Source organism: Klebsiella spallanzanii (assembly GCF_902158555.1).
GTDB lineage: Bacteria > Pseudomonadota > Gammaproteobacteria > Enterobacterales > Enterobacteriaceae > Klebsiella > Klebsiella spallanzanii.
This window is the reverse complement of the sequence record NZ_CABGGS010000023.1, coordinates 92,552-116,861: the sequence shown is the minus strand read 5'-3', so window position 1 is coordinate 116,861 and position 24,310 is coordinate 92,552. Positions and strand designations below refer to the sequence as shown.

General features: G+C 53.1%; 21 protein-coding genes. 8 read left to right on the top strand and 13 right to left on the bottom strand.

Features of this window, described 5'->3' with window-relative positions:
• The first annotated feature begins 243 nt into the window (after positions 1–243).
• The 4 genes from purM (at position 244) to ppx (ending at position 5,703) form a co-directional block, all read left to right on the top strand.
• Complete coding sequence (purM, locus tag FN082_RS15575; RefSeq protein ID WP_139536752.1) at positions 244–1,281, top strand: phosphoribosylformylglycinamidine cyclo-ligase; 1,038 nt, start codon at positions 244–246, stop codon at positions 1,279–1,281.
• The gene (gene purN, locus FN082_RS15570; protein WP_139536753.1) at positions 1,278–1,919 is read left to right on the top strand and encodes a phosphoribosylglycinamide formyltransferase; all 642 of its coding nucleotides are present in this window, start codon (positions 1,278–1,280) and stop codon (positions 1,917–1,919) included. Before purM ends, purN begins: the two co-directional genes overlap by 4 nt.
• Before the next feature lie 178 nt (positions 1,920–2,097).
• Positions 2,098–4,158 carry a polyphosphate kinase 1 gene (gene ppk1, locus FN082_RS15565; protein WP_139536754.1) on the top strand — a complete coding sequence of 687 codons (2,061 nt, stop codon included), beginning with the start codon at positions 2,098–2,100 and terminating at the stop codon, positions 4,156–4,158.
• 3 nt (positions 4,159–4,161) lie between these two features.
• Positions 4,162–5,703 carry an exopolyphosphatase gene (gene ppx / locus FN082_RS15560; protein ID WP_142981895.1) on the top strand — a complete coding sequence of 514 codons (1,542 nt, stop codon included), beginning with the start codon at positions 4,162–4,164 and terminating at the stop codon, positions 5,701–5,703.
• Between the two features lie 38 nt (positions 5,704–5,741).
• Here ppx and FN082_RS15555 read toward each other — a convergent pair whose 3' ends face one another.
• Complete coding sequence (locus tag FN082_RS15555) at positions 5,742–7,961, bottom strand: sensor domain-containing phosphodiesterase (protein WP_142981894.1); 2,220 nt, start codon at positions 7,959–7,961, stop codon at positions 5,742–5,744.
• A 370-nt stretch (positions 7,962–8,331) separates the two neighbouring features.
• On the opposite strand from FN082_RS15555, the gene FN082_RS15550 reads away from it, so the two are divergent.
• Positions 8,332–8,523, top strand: coding sequence for a YfgG family protein (locus FN082_RS15550; protein ID WP_180349502.1), 192 nt, complete (start codon positions 8,332–8,334; stop codon positions 8,521–8,523).
• A gap of 13 nt (positions 8,524–8,536) precedes the next feature.
• On the opposite strand, the gene FN082_RS15545 is transcribed toward FN082_RS15550, so the two are convergent.
• On the bottom strand, positions 8,537–9,433 hold the full coding sequence (locus FN082_RS15545) for a DMT family transporter (protein ID WP_142981893.1): 897 nt from the start codon (positions 9,431–9,433) through the stop codon (positions 8,537–8,539).
• Positions 9,426–10,298 (bottom strand): alpha/beta fold hydrolase, encoded by an 873-nt coding sequence (locus FN082_RS15540; protein ID WP_235892130.1) that lies wholly within the window; start codon positions 10,296–10,298, stop codon positions 9,426–9,428. Before FN082_RS15540 ends, FN082_RS15545 begins: the two co-directional genes overlap by 8 nt.
• Before the next feature lie 63 nt (positions 10,299–10,361).
• Here FN082_RS15540 and FN082_RS15535 point away from each other — a divergent pair, with 63 nt between their 5' ends.
• Positions 10,362–11,264, top strand: a complete 903-nt coding sequence (locus tag FN082_RS15535; RefSeq protein ID WP_139536759.1) for a LysR substrate-binding domain-containing protein — start codon at positions 10,362–10,364, stop codon at positions 11,262–11,264.
• Here the strand turns inward: FN082_RS15535 and FN082_RS15530 are convergent.
• A complete protein-coding gene (locus tag FN082_RS15530) occupies positions 11,255–12,151 on the bottom strand; it encodes a LysR family transcriptional regulator (RefSeq protein WP_142981892.1) in 897 nt (298 codons plus the stop codon). The two genes, FN082_RS15535 and FN082_RS15530, sit on opposite strands and share 10 nt — an antisense overlap.
• A 98-nt stretch (positions 12,152–12,249) precedes the next feature.
• On the opposite strand from FN082_RS15530, the gene FN082_RS15525 reads away from it, so the two are divergent.
• The gene (locus tag FN082_RS15525; protein WP_142467064.1) at positions 12,250–13,449 is read left to right on the top strand and encodes an MFS transporter; all 1,200 of its coding nucleotides are present in this window, start codon (positions 12,250–12,252) and stop codon (positions 13,447–13,449) included.
• A gap of 72 nt (positions 13,450–13,521) precedes the next feature.
• Here the strand turns inward: FN082_RS15525 and guaA are convergent, their stop codons facing one another.
• Both guaA and guaB read right to left on the bottom strand, forming a co-directional pair.
• Positions 13,522–15,099 (bottom strand): glutamine-hydrolyzing GMP synthase, encoded by a 1,578-nt coding sequence (gene guaA / locus FN082_RS15520; RefSeq protein WP_139536762.1) that lies wholly within the window; start codon positions 15,097–15,099, stop codon positions 13,522–13,524.
• A gap of 68 nt (positions 15,100–15,167) precedes the next feature.
• A complete protein-coding gene (gene guaB / locus FN082_RS15515) occupies positions 15,168–16,634 on the bottom strand; it encodes an IMP dehydrogenase (protein ID WP_139536763.1) in 1,467 nt (488 codons plus the stop codon).
• 158 nt (positions 16,635–16,792) lie between these two features.
• Here guaB and xseA point away from each other — a divergent pair, with 158 nt between their 5' ends.
• Complete coding sequence (gene xseA, locus FN082_RS15510) at positions 16,793–18,163, top strand: exodeoxyribonuclease VII large subunit (protein ID WP_142462707.1); 1,371 nt, start codon at positions 16,793–16,795, stop codon at positions 18,161–18,163.
• 6 nt (positions 18,164–18,169) lie between these two features.
• Here xseA and FN082_RS15505 read toward each other — a convergent pair whose 3' ends face one another.
• The 7 genes from FN082_RS15505 to hisS form a co-directional block, all read right to left on the bottom strand.
• Positions 18,170–18,388 carry a zinc ribbon domain-containing protein gene (locus FN082_RS15505; RefSeq protein ID WP_142981891.1) on the bottom strand — a complete coding sequence of 73 codons (219 nt, stop codon included), beginning with the start codon at positions 18,386–18,388 and terminating at the stop codon, positions 18,170–18,172.
• Positions 18,389–18,521: 133 nt separating this feature from the next.
• Complete coding sequence (locus tag FN082_RS15500; protein WP_142981890.1) at positions 18,522–18,914, bottom strand: cell envelope integrity TolA C-terminal domain-containing protein; 393 nt, start codon at positions 18,912–18,914, stop codon at positions 18,522–18,524.
• A gap of 56 nt (positions 18,915–18,970) precedes the next feature.
• Complete coding sequence (locus FN082_RS15495) at positions 18,971–19,348, bottom strand: TonB family protein (protein WP_139536767.1); 378 nt, start codon at positions 19,346–19,348, stop codon at positions 18,971–18,973.
• A gap of 158 nt (positions 19,349–19,506) precedes the next feature.
• The gene (gene der, locus FN082_RS15490) at positions 19,507–20,985 is read right to left on the bottom strand and encodes a ribosome biogenesis GTPase Der (RefSeq protein WP_139536768.1); all 1,479 of its coding nucleotides are present in this window, start codon (positions 20,983–20,985) and stop codon (positions 19,507–19,509) included.
• A gap of 115 nt (positions 20,986–21,100) precedes the next feature.
• The gene (bamB, locus tag FN082_RS15485) at positions 21,101–22,279 is read right to left on the bottom strand and encodes an outer membrane protein assembly factor BamB (RefSeq protein WP_139536769.1); all 1,179 of its coding nucleotides are present in this window, start codon (positions 22,277–22,279) and stop codon (positions 21,101–21,103) included.
• Between the two features lie 10 nt (positions 22,280–22,289).
• Positions 22,290–22,910: a YfgM family protein gene (locus tag FN082_RS15480; protein ID WP_139536770.1), complete on the bottom strand. Its 621-nt coding sequence runs from the start codon at positions 22,908–22,910 to the stop codon at positions 22,290–22,292.
• A 34-nt stretch (positions 22,911–22,944) separates the two neighbouring features.
• Positions 22,945–24,219 carry a histidine--tRNA ligase gene (hisS, locus tag FN082_RS15475; RefSeq protein ID WP_142981889.1) on the bottom strand — a complete coding sequence of 425 codons (1,275 nt, stop codon included), beginning with the start codon at positions 24,217–24,219 and terminating at the stop codon, positions 22,945–22,947.
• Positions 24,220–24,310 lie beyond the last annotated feature (91 nt).

Here is a 24,310-nt window from a genome sequence, read left to right as displayed (position 1 = left end):
CATCAAATTCACGGCTATCTCTCTTTGAAACAGAAAAGAAACCGGTTTCAGTGGCATGATGATTATTCCCAACTACGCTGGCAAGCAGAAGAATGTACCCGGTTTCATTTTCGTGAACAGTATCAAATTTGCGCACTTAACGGCCGTTTTACATCCACTGTAAAGCAGGCTCGCAAACGTTTGCTTTCCCTGTTAGAATTGCGCCGTTTTTTATTGCTACCGCAAACGCGTGGAGACTTCGCAGTGACCGATAAAACTTCTCTCAGCTATAAAGATGCCGGCGTGGATATTGATGCAGGCAACGCTCTCGTCGACCGTATTAAGGGCGTGGTGAAGAAAACCCGTCGCCCGGAAGTGATGGGTGGACTGGGCGGATTCGGCGCACTGTGCGCGCTGCCGCAGAAGTATCGCGAGCCGGTACTGGTCTCCGGCACCGATGGCGTCGGCACTAAGCTGCGTCTGGCGATGGACCTGAAGCGTCACGACACTATCGGTATCGACCTGGTCGCCATGTGCGTGAACGACCTTGTGGTTCAGGGCGCAGAACCGCTGTTCTTCCTCGATTACTACGCCACCGGGAAACTGGATGTGGATACCGCAGCCAGCGTCATCAGCGGCATCGCCGAAGGTTGCCTGCAGTCAGGCTGTGCGCTGGTCGGTGGCGAAACGGCGGAAATGCCGGGCATGTACCATGGCGAAGACTATGACGTAGCCGGTTTCTGCGTCGGCGTGGTAGAAAAATCAGAAATTATCGACGGCAGCAAAGTGGCCGATGGCGATGTGCTGGTCGCGCTGGCCTCCAGCGGTCCGCACTCCAACGGTTACTCTCTGGTGCGTAAAATTATCGAAGTGAGCGGCGTTGACCCGCAAGCTACCGACCTCAACGGTAAGCCTCTGGCCGACCACCTGCTGGCGCCAACCCGCATTTATGTGAAGTCCGTGCTCGACCTGATTGCCAACGTTGACGTGCACGCCATCGCCCACCTGACCGGTGGCGGCTTCTGGGAAAACATCCCGCGCGTCTTACCGGATAATACTCAGGCAGTGATTGATGAATCTTCCTGGCAGTGGCCGGAAGTGTTTAACTGGCTGCAAACTGCCGGTAACGTCAGCAGCCATGAGATGTATCGTACCTTTAACTGCGGCGTCGGCATGGTTATCGCACTCCCGGCTGAAGCGGCGGACAAAGCCGTTGCTTTCCTCAATGACAAAGGTGAAAACGCATGGAAAATAGGTTATATCAAAGCCTCTGATTCCGAACAGCGTGTGGTCATTGAATGAAAAACATCGTGGTGCTGATTTCCGGTAACGGTAGCAACCTGCAGGCGATTATCGACGCCTGCGCCCGGAAGAAAATCAACGGCACCCTGCGTGCAGTCTTCAGCAATAAGGCCGACGCGTTCGGCCTTGAACGCGCGCGTGAGGCGAATATTCCGGCCCATGCGCTCGCGGCCAACCTGTTCCCCAGCCGTGAAGCTTTCGATCGCCAGCTGATGCATGAGATAGATGCCTACGGTCCGGATCTGGTCGTTCTGGCGGGCTATATGCGCATTCTCAGCCCGGCATTTGTCGCGCACTATCAGGGGCGCTTGCTGAACATCCACCCTTCTCTGCTACCGAAATACCCGGGGCTGCACACCCATCGTCAGGCGCTGGAAAACGGCGATGAGGAGCACGGCACATCGGTACACTTCGTCACCGATGAACTGGATGGCGGCCCGGTCGTTCTGCAGGCTAAAGTCCCCGTCTTTGCCGAAGATACCGAGGATGATATTACCGCTCGCGTTCAGGCCCAGGAGCACGATATCTACCCGCTGGCTATCAGCTGGTTTGTTGACGGGCGCCTGCGTTCGGCGGGAAACGAAGCCTGGCTTGATGAGATAAAGCTACCGCCGCAAGGCTACGCTGCCGAAGAGTAATCCACCGCCCTGCGTTTTATCCACGCGGGGCTTTTTTTGATTAAAATCGTTTAGCAATCAATCATATTGCAGAAATAATTCTTCTTACTGTCATATTGTTGTGACACAGTGAATCGCTATGCGGAAAATTTCGTCATAATAGTCTATGTCCTGTGAGTAAAACGGAGTGTGAGCTGTAATGGGCCAGGAAAAGCTATACATCGAAAAAGAACTCAGCTGGTTGTCCTTTAACGAGCGCGTACTTCAGGAAGCGGCAGACAAAAGCAACCCGCTGATCGAGCGCATGCGCTTTTTGGGTATTTACTCAAACAACCTCGATGAATTTTATAAAGTGCGCTTTGCCGAGCTGAAGCGCCGCATCATCATTAGCGAAGAACAAGGCAGTACCGCCCACTCTCGCCACCTGCTGGGTAAAATCCAGGCCCGCGTGCTTAAGGCCGATCAGGAGTTCGACGGTTTATATAACGAGCTGCTGCTGGAAATGGCGCGTAACCAAATTTTCCTGATTAACGAACGCCAGCTTTCGGTCAATCAGCAGTCCTGGCTGCGAAACTACTTCAAGCTGTATCTTCGTCAGCACATTACGCCGATTCTGATTAACCGCGAAACGGATCTGGTACAGTTTCTGAAGGATGATTACACCTATCTGGCCGTCGAGATTATTCGCGGTGACGCGATCAACTACGCGCTGCTGGAAATTCCGTCTGACAAGGTTCCACGTTTTGTGAACCTTCCACCGGAAGCACCTCGCCGCCGCAAGCCAATGATTCTGTTAGATAACATTCTGCGTTACTGCCTGGATGATATCTTTAAAGGCTTCTTTGACTACGACGCGCTGAACGCCTATTCGATGAAGATGACCCGTGATGCCGAATATGACCTGGTACACGAGATGGAATCGAGTCTGATGGAGCTGATGTCCTCTAGCCTGAAACAGCGCCTGACCGCCGAACCGGTGCGCTTTGTCTATCAGCGCGATATGCCAGACGCGATGGTCGAGATGCTGCGCGATAAGCTCTCTATCTCCAACTACGACTCGATGCTGCCGGGCGGACGCTACCATAACTTTAAAGACTTTATTGGCTTCCCGAATGTTGGTAAAGCCAATCTGGTCAACAAGCCGATGCCGCGTCTGCGCCATCTGTGGTTCGATAAGTTCCGCAACGGCTTTGACGCCATTCGAGAGCGCGACGTGCTGCTCTACTATCCGTACCATACCTTCGAGCACGTGCTGGAACTGCTGCGCCAGGCTTCATTCGACCCCAGCGTGCTGGCTATTAAAATCAACATTTACCGCGTGGCTAAAGATTCGCGAATTATCGATTCGATGATTCACGCTGCCCACAACGGCAAGAAAGTCACCGTAGTCGTAGAACTGCAGGCTCGTTTCGACGAAGAGGCCAACATTCACTGGGCCAAACGCCTGACCGAAGCCGGCGTGCACGTTATCTTCTCCGCACCGGGGCTGAAGATTCACGCCAAACTGTTCCTCGTTTCCCGTAAAGAGGGTGATGAAGTCGTCCGCTATGCGCATATCGGTACCGGCAACTTCAACGAAAAAACGGCGCGTCTTTACACCGACTATTCATTACTGACCGCCGATGCGCGCATCACCAATGAAGTCCGCCGGGTGTTTAACTTTATCGAAAACCCATACCGCCCGGTCAGCTTCGACTATCTGCTGGTATCGCCGCAGAACTCGCGCCGTCTGCTTTATGAAATGATCGATCGCGAAATCGCCAATGCGCAGAATGGCCAGCCTTCCGGTATTGCCCTGAAGTTGAATAATCTGGTTGATAAAGGCCTGGTAGACCGTCTCTACGCGGCCTCAAGCTCCGGTGTCCCGGTTAATTTGCTGATTCGCGGCATGTGCTCACTGATTCCCGGTCTGGAAGGAATCAGTGATAATATTCGCGTGATCAGCATCGTGGACCGTTTCCTTGAGCACGACCGGGTCTATAGCTTCGAAAACGGCGGCGATAAACAGGTGTGGCTATCGTCTGCAGACTGGATGACGCGCAATATTGACTATCGTATCGAAGTCGCCGCGCCGCTGCTGGATCCAAGACTAAAACAGCGCGTGCTGGATATTTTCGATATCCTGTTCAACGATACGGTAAAAGCACGCTATCTTGATAAAGAACTGAGTAATCGCTACGTGCCGCGCGGCAACCGCCGTAAAGTTCGCGCACAGATGGCGATATACGACTATCTCAAATCACTTGAACAGCCCGATTAACCTATGCCAATAAACGAAAAAGCCCCTCGGCCGCAGGAGTTTGCTGCGGTCGACCTTGGTTCGAACAGTTTTCATATGGTGATCGCCCGTGTCGTTGACGGGGCAATGCAGATCATCGGTCGTCTGAAACAGCGCGTGCATCTGGCCGATGGTCTGGATGAAAATTCGGTTCTGAGCGAAGAAGCCATCAGCCGCGGGCTAAACTGCCTGTCGCTGTTCGCCGAACGCCTGCAGGGCTTTGACCCATCGAGCGTCTGCATCGTCGGCACGCACACGTTACGCCAGGCAACAAACGCTGCCGAATTTCTCAAGCGTGCGGAACAGGTTATCCCCTATCCGATTGAGATAATCCCCGGTAACGAAGAAGCGCGCCTGATTTTTATGGGCGTGGAGCATACGCAGCCAGAGCGAGGCCGCAAGCTGGTTATCGACATCGGCGGCGGTTCAACTGAGCTGGTCATCGGCGAGGATTTCGAGCCCCGTCTGGTAGAAAGCCGTCGTATGGGCTGCGTGAGCTTCTCCCAGGTCTACTTTCCTGGCGGCATCATCAGCAAAGAAAACTTCCAGCGCGCGCGCCTGTCAGCCGTGCAGAAGCTGGAAACGCTGGCCTGGCAGTTCCGCATTCAGGGCTGGAACGTCGCCCTGGGCGCGTCGGGTACCATTAAAGCCGCTCATGAAGTCCTGGTGGCCATGGGCGAGAAAGACGGTTTTATTACCCCTGAGCGCCTCGAGATGCTGGTCGAAGAGCTACTGAAGTATAAAAACTTCGATTCGCTTAGCCTGCCGGGACTTTCTGAAGACCGTAAAGCCGTTTTTGCCCCCGGTCTGGCTATCCTTTGCGGGGTGTTTGACGCGCTGGCGATTAAAGAGCTGCGTTTATCTGATGGCGCGCTGCGCGAAGGCGTACTTTATGAGATGGAAGGACGTTTCCGTCATCAGGATATCCGCAGCCGCACCGCGCAAAGCCTGGCTAACCAGTACAATATCGACCGCGAGCAGGCGCGTCGGGTGCTGGAGACAACCACGCATATGTTCGAACAGTGGCAGGAACAAAATCCTAAGCTTGCTAATCCCCATCTGGCAGCGCTGCTAAAATGGGCAACCATGCTGCACGAAGTCGGCCTGAATATTAACCACAGCGGTATGCACCGCCATTCGGCTTATATCCTGCAAAACAGCGACCTGCCGGGCTTTAATCAGGAACAGCAAATGCTTATGGCGACGTTAGTTCGCTATCACCGTAAAGCGATCAAGCTGGATGATTTACCGCGCTTTACGCTGTTTAAGAAAAAGCAGTTTCTGCCGCTGATTCAGCTTCTGCGCCTTGGCGTACTGCTGAATAACCAACGTCAGGCGACGACAACCCCGCCGACTCTCACGTTGAAGACCGAAGCGAACCACTGGACGCTGACGTTTCCACACGACTGGTTCAGCCAGAATGCGCTGGTTCTGCTCGATCTGGAAAAAGAGCAAGAGTACTGGGAAGGCGTTCCGGACTGGTGGCTGAAGATTAGCGAAGAAGAAAAGCCTGCCGCAGCAAGTTAACCTATCTCAATGGGCCGGATAACCGGCCCATTGACTGTTCAATCCGCAACCAATGCCTCAAGCGGGGCGGGTTTACCGATGTCGTAGCCCTGCATATAATCGATCCCTAACGAAATCACCGCCTGACGAACCTCTGGTGTTTCGACATACTCAGCCACTACCTGCATATTTCTCATTCGCGCAAGAAGGCAAATGGACGCAACGGCCTGATAATCAAGACTGCTGGTGACAAGGTTGCGAATAAAGCTACCATCAATTTTCAGCAGGTCCGCATTCATCGTTTTCAGCCGCGCATAGCTGGCATAACCGGTACCAAAGTCATCAATCGCCACGCGACAGCCCAGTTCCTGAAGCTGCGCCAGCGTTTTCCGCGCTTGTTCCGGATTGGTCAGTGAATGGTTTTCGGTCAGTTCAAAAATAATCTGCCAGGGTTCAATATCGTAATGCGCCAGCAGCGTTTTCACTTGCTGATGAAAATGGCTATTACTCACTGAAAAAGGCGAAATATTAATCGCTAGCCGTATACCGGGTAGCTTCTTGCGCTGTTTATCCATAAAGAGAAGCGTATGCTCCAGAACCCAGCTATCAATGCGCGCAGAGAGACCAAATTCGTACGCCACTGGTAAAAACGCATCTGGCATGATGATTTCATCGTTGTCGTTCAGCATCCTCAGCAGAACTTCATGGTAGCTATCGCCACGAATACCGACGATCGGTTGCGCCATCAGGAGAAACCGATCCTGCTCCAGCGCCTTCACCAGCAGATTCATCATCGTGACTTTGTCTTTCAGCTCTTGCTGCAAATTAATGGCGCCACGACGCTGTAGATTCTCAGGATTTCCGGTCGCCAGCGAAAGGTCAGCCACGCTGTTAAGTTCGCCAAGTAGCAAATGCAGGTGAACCACTGGAGACCGAACGTTGCAATAGCTAAACCCCGCAGGTGGTTGCATCGGCATACCGTTCCAGATAAAACGAAACTTTTTGAGATGTTCATGCAATAACGGGATCCGCTGCTGATGATTTTCGCTGTTGAGGCGGATAACCAGCTCATGCCCCGCCATCTGATAGACATCTTCTCCAGCATTTAATAGCTCGCCAAGGGACTCAGCCAGTTTCTGCTTGTACTGAATACGCAGCAAAACGCCATAATGGCGCCCTAATATCTCCAGTTCAGGAATGCGCAGGAAACACAGGACAGACCAGGTCGAGTGATTCAACGCGCGACTTAAAGCACGTAAATTCGGCAAATGAACAACCGGGTCAAGGAAGGCCATCCTTCGTACGCGCGCGTAAATAACTCTCTGCTGAGTCGCCAACATCGCCATATAGGCGATAATAAAAGAGAACACCAGATAACTGGAGGAGGTAATCGCTAACTGGTTATTGTAAATTGGAGAAAGTGGTAGATATCGATAATGGAAATGAATAACAACAATTAATACCAGCGGCCAAATCAATGATATGAAACGGTAGCCAAATCGCATTGCTCCCCACAGCATCACGGGCATAAGCAATGATAACGTGTAATTGGTACTAAATATGGTACTCGAATGACTCAACGGCATTAATAGTAAAACTAATAACATTAACAGCACCGCGGCCCACAAAAAGATCTCAAAATACTTAATTTTCGGATCGATTTGTAAGCGTACCTGAGAAATAAAACCCCGAATATAGAGTGGATTTCGGATAATTCTAATTAAAAAATAGCACAGCGGTACGCCAGTCAAACATCCAACCATCAAAGCCTGAAAGGTGATTAGCGAACGTAAGCTAAAAGGATTAATGCCTATCAACCCCGTCGCTCGGGGATGAATACCAAGATACTCTGCCAGCTGGGAAAGGGTGAGAAAAATGCACGAGGGCAGCAGCATTTGCCAGAACAGCCTCTGTGGCATCAGCTTTATGTTACCATGCGAGGTTTGCTGCCTTTGCGGCACAAAAATTCGGTATCCCCCCCAGCACAGCACGGTTGGAATAAGAAAATGAAAAATAACGCCGATGGTATCTTCAAACGTCATACCGCGCGTTATGGAAAGTAATAAACCGAGAACAATTCCCGGCAACGCGGCCCAGCCAAAAAATAGCATCAGGCTGAGGACTAATGCCAGAGGTAAATAGTACAGAGAAACATTATTACCGTTCAGCAACGCAGCGGTATTAGCCCATCGTGATACGGGGAGCAAAAGCATGGGTAAGACGAGAGGAAGCGCCCACCATTTATCTCGATATTGCCTGTATAGTTTAATCAAGTTCATAGATGCTCTACGGATAACCCCTAATCCTGCAGGGTATATTCAGGCAGGCATCCAACCAACCGTCATAATCGCGCCAGGAATAACAACGCGGAACTGGCTGGTGATTTTAGTTCTCAGAGAGAACAGACGATTGATATAAATCAAAAAATTGCGCAGCTAATATTAATAAGAGCGTTTTTTTAACATCCATTCGCCATAAGCAGAAAGCATGTAAATACGAGGATTATCTTATATAACATTAATTAATGTTTTACCCCTCGGATTTTTACATCCTCACCAATTGACCCTCCCGCATTCCTGTGCCTTAATACGCACATCGCCCATCCTTTGGGTATACTTCAAGGAACCTTTTGTGAGTCAGGCACCCAGTATGCGTAAACGACATCGATTTAACCGTCGCATGACCCGTATCGTACTGCTTATCAGCTTTATCTTCTTCTTTGGACGCTTTGTCTACTCCTCCATCGGTGCCTGGTACCATCATCAGGACAAGAAGCAATCGCAGCAATCCACTATCACCGTTGAGCCTTCAGGTTCAGCAAAAGCGCCTGAGCAAAAGTAAACGCTCAACATCTCTAATGACGAATCACGACCAGTACGCCCGCCATCACCAACAGCGTGCCCGCTATTTGCGCCAGCGAAATGGGTTCCCCCAGTAACCACCAGCTAAAGAATATTGTCAGCATCGGTCCCAGAAGGCCGATCAGCACGGCGCGCTCGGCACCAATGCGCTGCACTGCCGCCGACTGCCAGAAGATCGGTAATACGGTTGAGAAGAGCGCCATCGCGCCACACCATAGGTATACCTGCCACGGCAGGTTAAGCGCGGATAACGGTTGCGCAAGATAAAAATGGGTTTGCGTGGCCAGGGATGAAACCAGCAGGGCAAGAACCGAGAACTTCATCGACCCCATGCGCCGGATTGCCACCTCTGACCCGGCATTATAAATGGCATACAGTAAGGCCGCGGCGGCAACCAGACCGCCACCGAGAACCAGGCTATGGATATCGCCGCTAATCTGCAAATCGTGGACAAACGCCAGCAGAATTCCCGACCAGGAAAGCACTAAGGCCAGGAGTACCTTTTTTTCAAAACGCTTACCCAAAAACAGGACGCCCATCAGAATAGTGAGCGCCGGGTAGGTAAATAAGATCAGACGTTCAAGCCCGGCAGTAATATAGCGCAACCCCATAAAATCCAGGATCGCCGAACCGTAATATCCCACTATTCCCAGCAACAGCAGCAGAAGATAATCACGACGCTGTAGAGGACTGCCGCTACGCAACCCCCGTAGAGCAACCAGGATGACGAAAGGTAACGACAGGGTCATCCGCAACATGAGCAAAGTGATGGCATCGACCGTTGCCTGCTCGTAGGCAAGCTTGACAAATATTGCCTTAAACGAGAAACCAAAAGCCGCGCACACGGAAAATAGTACGCCGACCAGTTGTGAAGATGGCGTTTTATTCATCCTGATACCGCGCGACCTGTTGCAATAAAGCTACTTGTCGCCACATCTCCGGCGAGTTTGAATACATAGGGAAATGTCCGCAATGCGGAATTTCTGCCAGCTTTACACCACGGCGGGCAATAGAAGATAAATAGCTCAGCCCGGCATTCTGGTCGCCGTACATAAACATTTTTGGACACGGTAAATTGAGGAATTTCTCCATTAGCTCACCGTGGTCAGAATAATCCACCATCGAAGAGAAAATCCCCGGCACCGCCTCAGCGTGAACCTTCTGCCGCAGGTTGCTGGCGTAGAGCGCGCTGGCCCAGGCTGGCGAGTGGCGAGTGCGTTCAATAAAACGCGCGAAGAAACGTTCCGCGTCCGACTCAGCATATTGCACAATTTGTCGGCTCAAAAAACAATCTTCCGGCGCGATATTACCCTCAATATTCACAAAACTTAGCACTCGCTCGGGAAAAGCGTGTGCCAGCAGAAGCGACGTTAATCCTCCCATGGAATGCCCGACCAGGTGAAAACGCGTAAACCCCGCATGGGAAATCACCTTCAACGCCGTCTCAAGCAGGAAGGGTAACCCCATCTTGCTATAATCGGCGCATTGACTCTCACCACAGCCGGGTGCATCCCAGGCAATAAACGGCTGCCCCTCAAAGGCTTGATGGAGCACGAAATCAGCGTAATCTTCCTTGCTGGAGCCAAAACCGTGAAGAAAAACCACCGGCTCCCCTGCTCCTTCCCGGCTAATGGACGCGATATCAAGCTCAACGCCCTGTACCGTCATCGGTAAACGCTGCTGGGTAAACTCCGACTGCATGCTCATCATATCCTCATTGCTCATCATTCCCGGACAGAGATAATAACCAGCCATGTTGATATGTAAATTCTTATAAAATAAACTCTGTGATACGAATTCATTAACAGAATATCGCCTATGAGCAATATTGATTTTCGTCGTATCAAGCAGCTATGGATGTTTCTCGCCGTCGCCGAAGAGGAACACTTTGGCCGCGCAGCGCTGCGCCTGGGGATGTCGCAACCGCCACTAACGGAACAAATCAAGCTCCTGGAGCACGGGCTGAAACTCCAGCTATTCGAGCGTTCACGGCGCGGGACCCGCCTGAGCCCGGCCGGATCCGCACTCCTGCCCGCGGTACGCCAGTTCGCCGACCAGCTCAGCCAGTTGGACAGAACCATCGATGAAATAGCCGCAGGCCACTCGGCGGTATTGAATATCGGGGCAATAACCTCGGCCATGCTGGAGACCTTGCCCCCATTGCTGGAGGAACTTAAGCGCGCCACGCCTGGGCTAACGATATTTATTCGGGAAATCGATAGCGTTGATGCGATCCCCGCGCTGGAGAACGGTGAACTGGACCTGGCTTTCGTGCGTCTGGAAAGTGAGGTCGGAGGCCATATCATCACTTTGCCGCTAGAAGAATCGCGTCTGGCCGTCGCACTACCGACCGATCATCCGCTGGCCTCACAGCATCGCGTCAGCCTGCGCGCATTGGCAAAGGAACCAATGATAATGTCAGCACGACAGGTCAGCCCGGCCTGGTTTGATCTGCTCACCTCGCTATGCCGAACCCACGGTTTTACTCCCCGCATCCTGCATGAGGTTCGCTCGGTCAGTTCGCAGATTGCGTTTGTCAGCTGCGGCCAGGGCATCGCGCTGGTTCCCGCATCCACCCGCAAACTGGCACCGGCTAATGTGGTGATAAAAACGCTGGAAGAGAAGCAGATGGTTGTTACCGCGGCGGCAGCGTGGAACAGCGAGCGTCACCACCCGTTGGTTGATTCGACCATTGCATTGTTGAAAACGCGCTACGCTTGAGCCGCCTCCAACTTCTGCAGTAAACGCAGGATCTCAGCAATACCTTTGCTGATAATTTTATCCTGCCGCATGATTATGCCTAACTGGCGATGCAGCAGCGGAGTCAATGATTGAACAGTTAAGCCAATGCGATCATGCGGGTGCTCTACCGCCATTCTCGGCACAATGCTAAACCCTAGCCCTGCACGCACCATACGCTTAATCGCCTCAATACTGCCTAACTGCATCACTGGCGCGATTGCCCGACCATCAGCCAGGAACCAACCGTCAATCAGATCCCGGGTTCCGCTGCCCGATTCAAATGCAATTAACGGCAGAGTTTGCAGAACCTCCGGCGTAACGGCTGGCGGTAATACCTCCTGATTACGGGCAAAAATACAGACAAATTCTTCATCCATAACTGGCGTCACCGCCAGGTTACGCCCAGTTGCCGGGAGCGTAACCAACCCTAAATCAAGTCGGTTTTCTTCTACAGCCCGCACAATATCCAGCGTGTTGCCGGTGGTCACGCCGACGGTCAGCAAAGGATGCCGCTCGCGCAGCGTTAGTAATAGCGAGGGTAAAAGATGAATGCAGGCGGTTGCTCCAGTACCCAGCGTTATCGAGCCGCTAACTTCACGATTGAACTCGCTCACCGATTGCACTGCCGCGCTCACCGCCTGTTCAATCTGCTCGCTATGCGCCAACAATGCGATTCCGGCCGCCGTTGCTTTGATGCTTCGCCCGGTTCGCTCAAGCAGTCTGGTCTGCAGAAATTGCTCCAGCTGTCGCACCTGCAGACTTACCGCAGGCTGCGACAATCCCAGCACATCAGCAGCGGCGGAGAAGCTCCCGCGCTGTACGACCAGGCGAAACGTCGCCAGGTTTCCCAGATTGAGCGTCATCATCACAAAGTTTCTCTTATAAGGGTCATAAACGGACCGGCCTGCCTGCACAATAGCGTGCAGGGTATGCTGCCGACAACAGCGTAACAGAATGGAAAATCATGAAAACATCTGCAAAATCACTTTCGACGCCGGGCTTTGTCACCCTTGTCGCCGGGTGCAATCAGCTTATTAACTGGGGAATATCTTTTTATATGCCCGGTACTTTCGCGAGGGCTATCGCTCATGAGACCGGCTGGGCCGCAACCGATATCTACTTCGGACTGACTATCGCCATGCTTATGATGGCGATACTCTCTCCATTTGTCGCCCGGTTACTGGCCCATTTTGGCGGCCAACGGGTGGTAGTATCCGGTACGCTGATGATTTCAGCGGGTTGCCTGATAATGGCTCACGTCCATAGCCTGACGGGCTGGTTTGCCGCCTGGATCCTGACCGGCGTCGGCATGCGGCTGGCGCTTTACGATGCACTGTTTGCTGCCCTGGTGAACCTCTACGGACAGCGCGCCAGATTAACCATCTCACGCGTTACCCTCGCAGGTGGATTGGCTTCTGCTCTATTCTGGCCGCTCGGGGCATGGCTGTTAACACAGATGGACTGGCGGCATGCGCTGATCATCTACGCCCTGTTTGGTGTGCTTAGCGCGCTGTTGTTGTGGGGAATGCCAAATCACAAACAGCCATTATCGCTACCGGTGAAAAAACGCCAGCCGCTTTCTGGCAGCAGCGATAAGCGTCCCGCCCTGCTGTACGCGGTACTGATAGCGCTGGTCACCTTCGTTTCTAACGGCACATCAACGCACTTACCGGAGTTTATCGCCAGCTACGGGCTTCCTGTCGGGGTAGGAATGCTATGGGGAATAGGGCAAACCGGCGCGCGCTTTCTCGAAGTCGCGTCCGGCTCAGTATTAACGCCGTTAAGACTAACGCTGCTGACAACCTTACTGATGCCGCTCTGTTTTGCGCTTGGTCTGAGCGGGCCTTATCTGGCCTGGGCAGCCGGAGGATTTGTGTTGGGCTATGGCGCAATCAACGGTCTGACAACCGTATTTAAAGCCACGTTGCCGCTACAGCTTTTTGCCGCTGAGGATTATGCTCATCGCACCGGCATTCTGTTGATTCCCGCCCAAGTGCTGGCGGCCATATCACCGTTTGCCTATGCGTGGCTTAATCATCGACTTGGAATCCAGGGAGGTTTAGCCGTTTCCGCCGCGTTGGCGCTGGTGGTGGTAGGGTTGGCAATATCGATTGCATGCACCCAACATATAAAATTGCCGCTAACGGCTGGCAAGCGATCGTGAATGGCGAGGATAAAAAACCCTCTTTTTAAAGAGGGCTTTAGTTAGCAAAAATTTAGCGATTGCGAGGAGAAATTATTCCCACTCAATCGTCGCTGGCGGCTTACCGCTGATGTCATACACCACGCGGGAAATACCGTCGACTTCGTTGATGATGCGGTTGGAGACGCGACCAAGGAAATCGTACGGCAGATGCGCCCAGTGCGCGGTCATAAAGTCGATGGTTTCGACTGCACGCAGGGAAACCACCCAGTCATACTTACGACCATCGCCCATGACGCCGACGGAGCGAACCGGCAGAAACACGGTGAACGCCTGGCTCACTTTGTTGTACAGATCGGCTTTGTGCAGCTCTTCAATGAAGATGGCATCCGCACGACGCAGCAGGTCGCAGTACTCTTTCTTCACTTCGCCCAGCACTCGCACGCCGAGACCCGGTCCCGGGAACGGGTGGCGATACAGCATATCGTACGGTAGCCCCAGCTCGAGACCAATCTTACGCACTTCGTCTTTGAACAGCTCACGCAGCGGTTCGACCAGACCCATTTTCATCTCTTTCGGCAGGCCGCCCACGTTGTGGTGAGATTTGATGACGTGCGCTTTGCCGGTTGCGGAAGCCGCAGACTCGATCACGTCAGGGTAGATAGTCCCCTGCGCCAGCCATTTCACGTCTTCCAGCTTCAGCGCTTCTTCGTCAAACACTTCAACAAACACGCGGCCGATGATTTTACGCTTCGCTTCAGGATCGTTTTCGCCCGCCAGCGCAGCCAGGAAACGCGCCTCACCTTCGACGTGAACGATGTTCAGACCGAAACGATCGCCGAACATATCCATAACCTGCTGAGCTTCATTAAGACGTAGCAGGCCGTTATCCACGAAGACGCAGGTCAGGTTTTTACCAATCGCGCGATGCAGCAGCATCGCGGTAACAGAAGAATCTACGCCGCCGGACAGGCCGAGAATGACTTTATCGTCGCCAACCTGCTGACGAATGCGCTCGATGGCATCGTCGATAATTTTAGCTGGCGTCCACAGCGCTTCGCACTGGCAGATCTCAAGCACGAAGCGCTCCAGCATACGCAGGCCCTGACGGGTATGAGTCACTTCCGGGTGGAACTGCACGCCGTAGAAACGCTTCTCTTCGTTAGCCATAATAGCGAACGGGCAGGTTTCGGTGCTGGCAACGGTAACGAAGTCCGAAGGGATGGCGGTGACTTTATCACCATGGCTCATCCAGACGTCCAGCATTGCCTTACCGTCTGCGCTCAGCGCATCTTCAATACCGTGGATCAGCGCGCTATCGGTCTGGACTTCAACCTGCGCATAGCCAAATTCGCGCTCATTAGAGGCTTCAACGTGGCCGCCCAGCTGCATCGCCATGGTCTGCATGCCGTAGCATACGCCAAATACCGGCACGCCAGCTTCGAAAACGTACTGCGGCGCGCGCGGGCTGTTATCTTCGGTGGTACTTTCCGGGCCGCCGGAAAGAATAATACCGTTAGGGTTGAACTCACGAATTTGAGCTTCAGTGACGTCCCATGCCCACAGTTCGCAATAGACACCTAATTCACGAACGCGACGCGCAACCAACTGGGTGTACTGAGAACCGAAGTCCAGGATAAGAATACGATGTTTATGAATGTTATCCGTCATTGACGATAATTCCGAGGCAAGTGATACAGGTTAAATAAATCGCCCGGCGCATGGCCGGGCGATGAAAATCAGGAGCCCATGCGGTAGTTCGGGGATTCCTTAGTGATCGTCACGTCGTGAACGTGGCTCTCCTGGATACCCGCGCCGCTGATGCGCACGAATTCCGCTTTGGTCCGTAGGATATCGATGGTACCACAACCGGTCAGACCCATACAGGAGCGCAGGCCACCCATCTGCTGGTGAATGATCTCTTTCAGACGGCCTTTATAAGCAACACGACCTTCGATGCCTTCCGGCACCAGTTTGTCGGCAGCGTTATCAGTCTGGAAGTAGCGGTCAGAAGAACCTTTAGACATCGCGCCAAGGGAACCCATACCGCGGTAGGATTTGTAAGAACGTCCCTGGTACAGTTCGATTTCACCCGGGGATTCTTCGGTACCGGCCAGCATGGAACCAACCATTACGGCAGCTGCGCCTGCGGCAATTGCTTTAGCGATATCGCCAGAGAAACGAATACCACCGTCGGCAATAACCGGAATACCGGTGCCTTCCAGCGCTTCAACCGCGTCAGAAACGGCGGTGATCTGCGGAACGCCCACACCGGTCACGATACGAGTCGTACAGATAGAACCTGGGCCTATACCCACTTTGACCGCACTGCAGCCCGCTTCCGCCAAAGCGCGAGCGCCCGCGCCTGTCGCAACGTTGCCGCCGATGATTTGCAGGTCAGGATATTTAGCGCGAGTGTCACGGATACGCTGCAGTACGCCTTCAGAGTGGCCGTGGGAAGAGTCGATCAGCAGAATATCTACGCCCGCAGCTACCAGCGCATCAACACGCTCTTCGTTGCCTGCGCCCGCGCCAACCGCTGCGCCAACGCGCAGACGCCCCTGCTCATCTTTACAGGCGTTCGGTTTACGTTCTGCTTTCTGGAAATCTTTAACGGTGATCATGCCGCGCAGATGGAAGCTGTCATCCACAACCAGCGCTTTCTCTACGCGTTTTTCATGCATTTTGGCAAACACCACTTCGCGGCTCTCGCCTTCGCGAACGGTCACCAGACGCTCTTTCGGCGTCATATAAACGCTAACCGGCTGATTCAGATCGGTAACGAAACGCACATCACGGCCAGTGATGATACCCACCAGCTCGTTGTCTTCGGTCACCACCGGATAACCGGCAAAACCGTTGCGTTCAGTCAGCTCTTTAACTTCGCGCAGAGTGGTGGTCGGCAGGACGGTCTGCGGGTCGGTAACCACGCCGGACTCATGTTTCTTCACGCGCTTAACTTCTTCAGCCTGGCGCTCAATAGACATGTTTTTATGAATAAAGCCGATGCCGCCTTCCTGTGCCAGGGCAATTGCCAGACGCGCTTCAGTCACGGTATCCATTGCAGCGGAAAGCATTGGAATATTCAGACGAATTGTTTTCGTCAGCTGAGTGCTGAGATCGGCGGTATTTGGCAGAACGGTTGAATGAGCGGGAACAAGGAGGACGTCGTCAAACGTCAGAGCTTCTTTAGCGATACGTAGCATGGGCAATATCTCGACCAGGGTGGATAAATATTGCCGTGGCATTATACAGAGCGTAACCGATTGCATCTACCCTTTTTTGCAAATAATACTTGCGATCCCCTCCCAGCAGGTTACTATCGACTGAATAACCTGCTGATTTAGAATTTGATCTTGCTCACATGTTGCCCTCTCAATCCCCCTCAATTTACACGGTTAGCCGCCTGAATCAGTCGGTTCGACTGCTACTGGAACGTGAAATGGGCCAGGTATGGATTAGCGGCGAGATTTCAAATTTCAGCCAGCCTTCATCCGGCCATTGGTACTTCACCTTAAAAGACGATAACGCTCAGGTGCGCTGCGCGATGTTTCGCAACAGCAACCGCCGCGTGACGTTTCGTCCGCAGCATGGGCAACAGGTGTTGGTTCGCGCCAACATTACGTTGTATGAACCGCGCGGTGATTATCAAATCATCGTCGAAAGCATGCAGCCTGCGGGCGAAGGTCTGCTTCAGCAGAAGTATGAACAGCTTAAGGCCACATTGGCTGCGGAAGGGCTGTTCGATCAGCGGCACAAACAAGCGCTTCCCTCCCCTGCGCACTGCGTGGGAGTTATTACCTCTAAAACCGGGGCCGCGCTGCACGATATTTTACAGGTGCTCAAGCGCCGCGATCCCTCCCTGCCGGTCATTATCTATCCGACCGCCGTTCAGGGCGAAGACGCTCCGGGGCAGATCGTTCGCGCGATTGAACTGGCCAACGCGCGTCATGAATGCGACGTGCTGATTGTCGGGCGCGGCGGCGGTTCGCTGGAAGATTTATGGAGCTTTAACGACGAACGAGTAGCGCGCGCGATTTTTGCCAGCCCTATTCCAATCGTCAGCGCCGTGGGTCACGAAACCGACGTGACTATCGCCGATTTTGTCGCCGACCTGCGCGCGCCAACGCCTTCCGCTGCCGCAGAGATTGTCAGCCGCAATCAGCAGGAACTGCTGCGCCAGCTGCAGTCCGGTCAGCAGCGTCTGGAGATGGCGATGGACTACTTCCTGGCCAATCGCCACCGTCGCTTCACCCAGATTTTTCACCGTCTGCAGCAGCAGCATCCTCAGCTGCGGCTGGCGCGTCAGCAAACGGAACTGGAGAGATTACGTCAGCGGATGCGTTTCGCTCTTGAGACGCAGATAAAACGTGCAGATCAGCGCCAACAGCGCGCTACGCAGCGTCTGAGTCAACAAAACCCGCAGCCGCGTATTCACCGCGCCCAGAGCCGTATTCAACAACTGGAATTCCGGCTGGCGGAAAACATCCGCGCTCGGCTTGGCGAGCAGCGCGAACGCTTCGGCAATATGGTGACGCATCTGGAAGCCGTCAGCCCGCTGGCGACACTTGCCCGCGGCTATAGCGTGACTTCCGCCAGCGACGGCAAAGTCCTGAAACAAACCAGGCAGGTACGTGAAGGGGATTTACTTACTACCCGCCTGAACGACGGCTGGGTAGAGAGCGAGGTAAAAACGGTGACGCCCGTGAAGAAAACCCGGGCGAAGAAGAAGTAACGTCGGTTATTCGGTTTCCACCCACTCCACGCGTTTTTTCGAAATCAGCCCATGTCCGTTCTGGCAGAAGTAATCCACCGCGCCGCAGGCCTTTAAAACTTCCAGCGGTTTGTGGCAGTCCGGGCAGCGAGCTTCCACAACATAATCTTTTGCACAATGATCGCAGTGGGCGCTATTAGCCTGAATATCAAGCTGCGCGTGGCAGACGGGGCAATCAAATTCCATAGTGACTCCTGACGACGTTTATATTTCGTTATTTTATCACGTTTAAGTGAGGACCACGCGGCGGCTGTTGCAACTGCATAATCATTAATGACAAATGGGCTATTCATCCATCATCGGGCTATCCAGTTTCGTTTTACTCACCCTGCATGCTGAATCGTGATTGAGCAAAAGCGCCATAGATTTTTTCATTGGTAAACGGCGTAAAGGTGGCCCGTTTAGCGGCGGCAACCAGCGCGGCACAATATTGTTTGTTGCCTTCACTTGTAGTGATGCTATTCAGTTGTCCATTGTAGCTAAAGCTCATGTATATCCTGCATTTTTTGCCCGTCCATGTGTAGCGATCGGATAGCTGGGACTCTATGGACGCTTTAATCGCTCTGGCCTGCTTGCCATATTCATCGTCATCAGTGAAGCGTCCAGAGTCACAACTCCCTAACGCCGTCGTTTTATGGCAATCAGAAGGACGCAACGGCGCACAACCACTAGTAAAGATGACTAAAATACCCATTATCATTACCTTTTGCATATCCCTGTTCCCTCCCTTTAAACGATTCTCCATAAACTGTTTCAAATGAATTCTTCTTATCTAAAAGGAACTCCTCTACTTTTAATGCTACCCGGTTGGTTTGGCGCTGGCACCTCTACGGAGGACGGACATGGCCTGAAGTTAATGGTAATGATGTTATTCCTGGAGGGCTTCCCTTTAACATATCGCCATTTGTTCATGGCTGCCCTGACCTCGTTATCAAACATTCCGGAAGGGTCAGCGCTTAACAATTGAACGTTAGTGACAAGGCCATTATCGTCTACATCAAATTGCGCCTTAACCTGACCTGAGATCCCTTTTTTCTCAGCTTTAGCTGGATAAACAGGCTTAATACGAGGCTCAATGGGTTGTGATTCAGCGGCATACGCTATGGGGATAATAAACAATATCAGGAGAGCTAAAAATCTTTTCATTTTGACCTCATGTCATAGAAGTATTAATCCTGATTAATTTTTCGCACATTTATACGCCAGCCTCAAGCAGGTTTATTGTTAATCAGCGATTGGGCGATCCCGAGAAATAAAAAAGCCCGACAAATTCGGGCTTTGGGGTTTTCATTCAGGCAAATAGCTTATTTGCTTTTCTTGATATGTTTGATGAGGCGCTTACGCTTACGCATCTGGTTAGGCGTCAGGGTATTACGTTTGTTGGCAAACGGGTTTTCCCCTTCCTTGAACTGAATACGAATCGGCGTACCCATCACTTCCAGCGATTTACGGAAGTAGTTCATCAGGTAGCGCTTGTAAGAATCCGGCAGATCTTTCACCTGATTGCCGTGGATAACCACGATTGGCGGATTATAACCACCGGCGTGAGCATATTTTAGCTTCACGCGACGGCCCCGCACCAGCGGCGGCTGGTGATCTTCGGCAGCCATGGTCATGATGCGAGTCAGCATAGCGGTGCCCACGCGACGGGTTGCGCTGTCGTAGGCCTCACGTACTGATTCAAACAGATTACCTACGCCGCTGCCGTGCAGCGCGGAAATAAAGTGTACGCGGGCAAAGTCGATAAAGCCCAGACGGAAGTCCAGGGTCTCTTTCACTTGCTCTTTCACTTCCTGGCTCAGGCCGTCCCATTTATTGACGACAATCACCAGCGAGCGGCCGCTGTTGAGGATAAAGCCCAGCAGAGACAAGTCCTGATCGGAAATCCCTTCCCGCGCATCAATCACCAGCAGCACGACGTTAGCATCTTCAATCGCCTGCAGTGTTTTAATCACCGAGAACTTCTCTACGACATCGGTAATTTTTCCACGCTTACGTACGCCCGCGGTATCAATCAGCACATATTCACGCTCATCGCGCTGCATCGGGATATAGATACTGTCGCGAGTGGTGCCGGGCATATCGTAGACCACCACGCGGTCTTCACCCAGAATACGGTTGGTGAGCGTTGACTTACCGACGTTCGGACGGCCCACAATCGCCAGCTTAATTGGCAGATCCTGCGGGTTAAAGTCATCTTCCGGCTCTTCAACTGCTTCGCCATTCTGCTCGGCTTCAAACTGCGCCCAGTATGCCGCGTCTTCGTCAATTTCTTCCGGCGGGTTCACTTCGTCAACCCACGGCAGCAGCACGTGCTCCAGCAGGCTGGTAACGCCACGACCGTGCGAAGCGGCAATCGGGTATATATCGCCTAGTCCCAGCGACCAAAAATCGGCAATCGCCTGATCGGCATCAATGCCGTCAGTTTTGTTTGCCACCAGGAAGGTCGGTTTTTCACGGGAACGCAGGTGCTTAGCAATCGCCGAATCCGCCGGCATCAGGCCCGCACGCGCATCGACCATAAACAGCACCACGTCCGCTTCTTCAATGGCCAGCAGCGACTGTTCCGCCATCCGCGTTTCTACGCCATCTTCGGTACCGTCGATGCCGCCGGTATCGATACAGATAAATTCACGACCTTCCACTTCAGCACGACCGTACTTACGGTCACGAGTCAGCCCCGGAAAATCCGCGACCAACGCATCACGAGTGCGCGTTAAGCGGTTGAAGAGCGTGGATTTTCCAACGTTAGGGCGCCCGACAAGCGCGACCACAGGTATCATGTTAAATGCCTCATACAAAATTCGATACAACGCCAGTTTTCACAGCGTTTTTAAAAAAGTCAAAACGGCCCCTGTCTGCCAGGGGCCGTTTCTCAAAAATAGACTACCGCTGTACTTAACGCGTAATCGCGTACAGCGTACCGTCTTTAGCCTGAATCAGCAGCTTACCGTCGGCAACTACCGGATCGGTCAAAAAGCCAGAGCTGTCTATCTTCTGCTGAGCCACAAAGTGACCATCTTCAGGGTTAACCCAGTGCATATAGCCTTCACTATCGCCAACCACCAGGTTGCCATTATACAACGCTGGTGCCGTCAGCAGACGATGCAGCAGATCGCTTTGCGTCCACAGCGTTACGCCGCCATCGGTGGTCAGCGCCAGCATACGGTCATTCTGATCGACCAGGTAAATACGGTTGCCATCAACGATGAAATCGTTCACTGAACCCAGTTCGCGTTTCCACATAATCTGGCCGCTACGCAGATCCAGAGCGGTCAGGTTGCCGTTGTAGGCCAGCGCATAAATCACGCCGTTTACGATAACCGGCGTAGTATCGACATCGTTAAGACGGTCGATTTCAGTCGGTCCAGTCGCGGTAGAAATACGCTGCTGCCAAATCATCTGGCCCTGCTGCATCAGCACTGCGCTAACGCGACCGTTATCGCCGCCAACAATGGCTGCGCCGTAGGCAGTAGCCGGAGCGGATTCACCGCGCAGAGAGAGCGCAGGCATATCCAGGTTAACGGTCCATTTCACCGCGCCGTCGGCTTCGTTCAGCGCCTGCAGCTGGCCGTTAGTGGTATGAATCAGAACCATACCGTCGCTCACTACCGGACGAGAGATCGCTTCACCAGCAACGCTCGCTTCCCACGCGACGGTACCGTCACTGGTATTCAGCGCATAGACTTTGGCTTTTTCACTACCGATGTAAACATGGCCGCCGGAGACGGTCACACCGCCGGAAAGCAGCGCAGGCGCACGGGAGAACCAGCCGTCTTTCTCTGCCAGATTAACCGACCACACCTCTTTGCCATCACCGGAATTCAGGGCTTTAACGGTACCTTTACGATCGGCGGCATACACGACGCCGTCAGCAAAAGCCGGGTGCAGATTAGAGTAGAATTCGCCAATACCGCCGCCAACAGAGGTGCTCCAGGACGTGGACGGCGTAAACTGGTTTTCCACCGTCGGCAGTGGCGACATTTTCACCACATCTTCTTCGCTGTTAAACAACGAACAACCGCTCAACAAAGTAACGGAAAGCAGCCCTGGCAAAAGTAATTTACGCAATTGCATCGAGTCCCTCTCAGATGGACAAATTATTTATTTTCATACGCATCATTTCGCTGAGCGCCGGTGAAGCATCGCTTTTCGCGCCCGCTTCCCAGGCCGCTTTCGCCCCTTGTTTATCACCTTTGCTCAGCAGGATCTCGCCGCGCAGATCGGCAACAATCGAGGTCCAGCCTTCACCTTTCACGGCATCCAGGGTTTTCAGCGCGGCATCAGGCTGCTTAAGTTGCAGCTGTACGCGCGCAAGACGCATATTGATAACCGATTTCAGGTTATCATCAGAAGCGGCTGCCAGCCCCTGCTGAAGCTGCTTTTCAGCGTTCTGCAGATCGTTTTTATCAACAAACTGCTGCGCCAGCTCAAGCGAAGCAAACGCACCGTAGGTGTTTTTACTGTCAGCAGCAAATTTCTGCGCAGCGTTCAGCGCTTCTGGTTTATCCGATTTAAGCGCGGAAATCGCATTTTCATAAGCCAGAGACGACCCTCTGGCAGTGTCTAACTGATGGGAGGTCCAGTAGCGCCAGCCAACCAGTGCGCCAACGCCCAAAATCACCCCGACGGCCAGCGCTTTGCCATTTTCAGCAAAGAAACGCTTCAGCGCGTCGACCTGATCGTTTTCGTTATTGTAAATTTCCACGCAGTCCTTCTCCTGACTAATGATTCCCGGGAGATTAACCCAGAATTGTGCGCAAATGCGCGGCAACGCTATCCTGCGTTACGGTAGTTTGCTCACCTGAGCGTAAATCTTTCACTACCACGTTTCCGTCAGCGATTTCTGATTCGCCCAGTACCAGCGCCACACGAGCGCCCCATTTATCAGCACGCGCAAACTGCTTCTTAAAGTTGCCGCCGCCGTGGTTGGTCATCAGCTTGACGCCGGGTAACGCATCGCGTACCTGCTCACCCAGACGCATTGCTGCGGACTGGGTGCCAGTTCCGGAGGCTACCAGGTATATATCGACAACAGGAGAAGCAATAAATTCCGGATTCACTGCCTGGACTAGTAAAACAAGACGCTCCAGACCCATCGCAAAGCCTACGCCTGGGGTTGCGCGACCGCCAAGCTGCTCAACCAGACCGTCATAACGGCCTCCGGCGCAGACGGTACCCTGGGAACCGAGGCTGGTGGTTACCCACTCAAACACGGTACGGTTGTAATAGTCGAGACCGCGCACCAGACGCTGATTCACGGTATAGCGGATACCCGCATCATCCAGCAGCGCGCACAGCCCGGCAAAGTGCTCTTTGGACTCTTCATCAAGATAGTCGCCCAACGTCGGCGCATCGTTCAGCAGAACCTGAACGTCCGGGTTTTTCGAATCCAGCACGCGCAGCGGGTTGGTGTACATGCGGCGTTTGCAGTCTTCGTCGAGCTTATCTTTAAACTGCTCAAGGTAAGCGACCAGCGCATCGCGATAATTGGCGCGGGCTTCCAGCGAACCGATGGAGTTCAGCTCCAGCGCAACATGGCCGGAAATCCCCAGTTCACGCCACCAGCGGGCGGTCAGCATGATCAGCTCAGCGTCGATATCCGGACCCTGCAGGCCGAAAACCTCCGCACCAATCTGGTGGAACTGACGATAGCGCCCCTTTTGCGGGCGCTCATGGCGGAACATCGGCCCAATGTACCACAGGCGTTGTTCTTGATTGTACAGGAGACCATGTTCGATACCGGCGCGTACGCAACCAGCCGTGCCTTCCGGACGCAGCGTCAGGCTATCGCCATTGCGGTCCTCGAAGGTATACATCTCTTTTTCAACCACGTCGGTCACTTCGCCGATAGCGCGTTTGAATAACGGGGTCTGCTCTACAATCGGCAAACGGATTTCGCTGTAACCGTAGCTACCAAGCACCTGCTTCAGTGAGCCTTCAATGCGCTGCCAGAGAGCGGTTTCGCCCGGCAGATAATCGTTCATGCCACGGATGGCTTGAATGTTCTTTGCCACGTTTATTCTCTTTATATATACAAAAATGAACCCCGGCGCCTCGCGCCCGCAGGTTCAATCATACACGGGAAGCGTATTGCTTCCCAACACG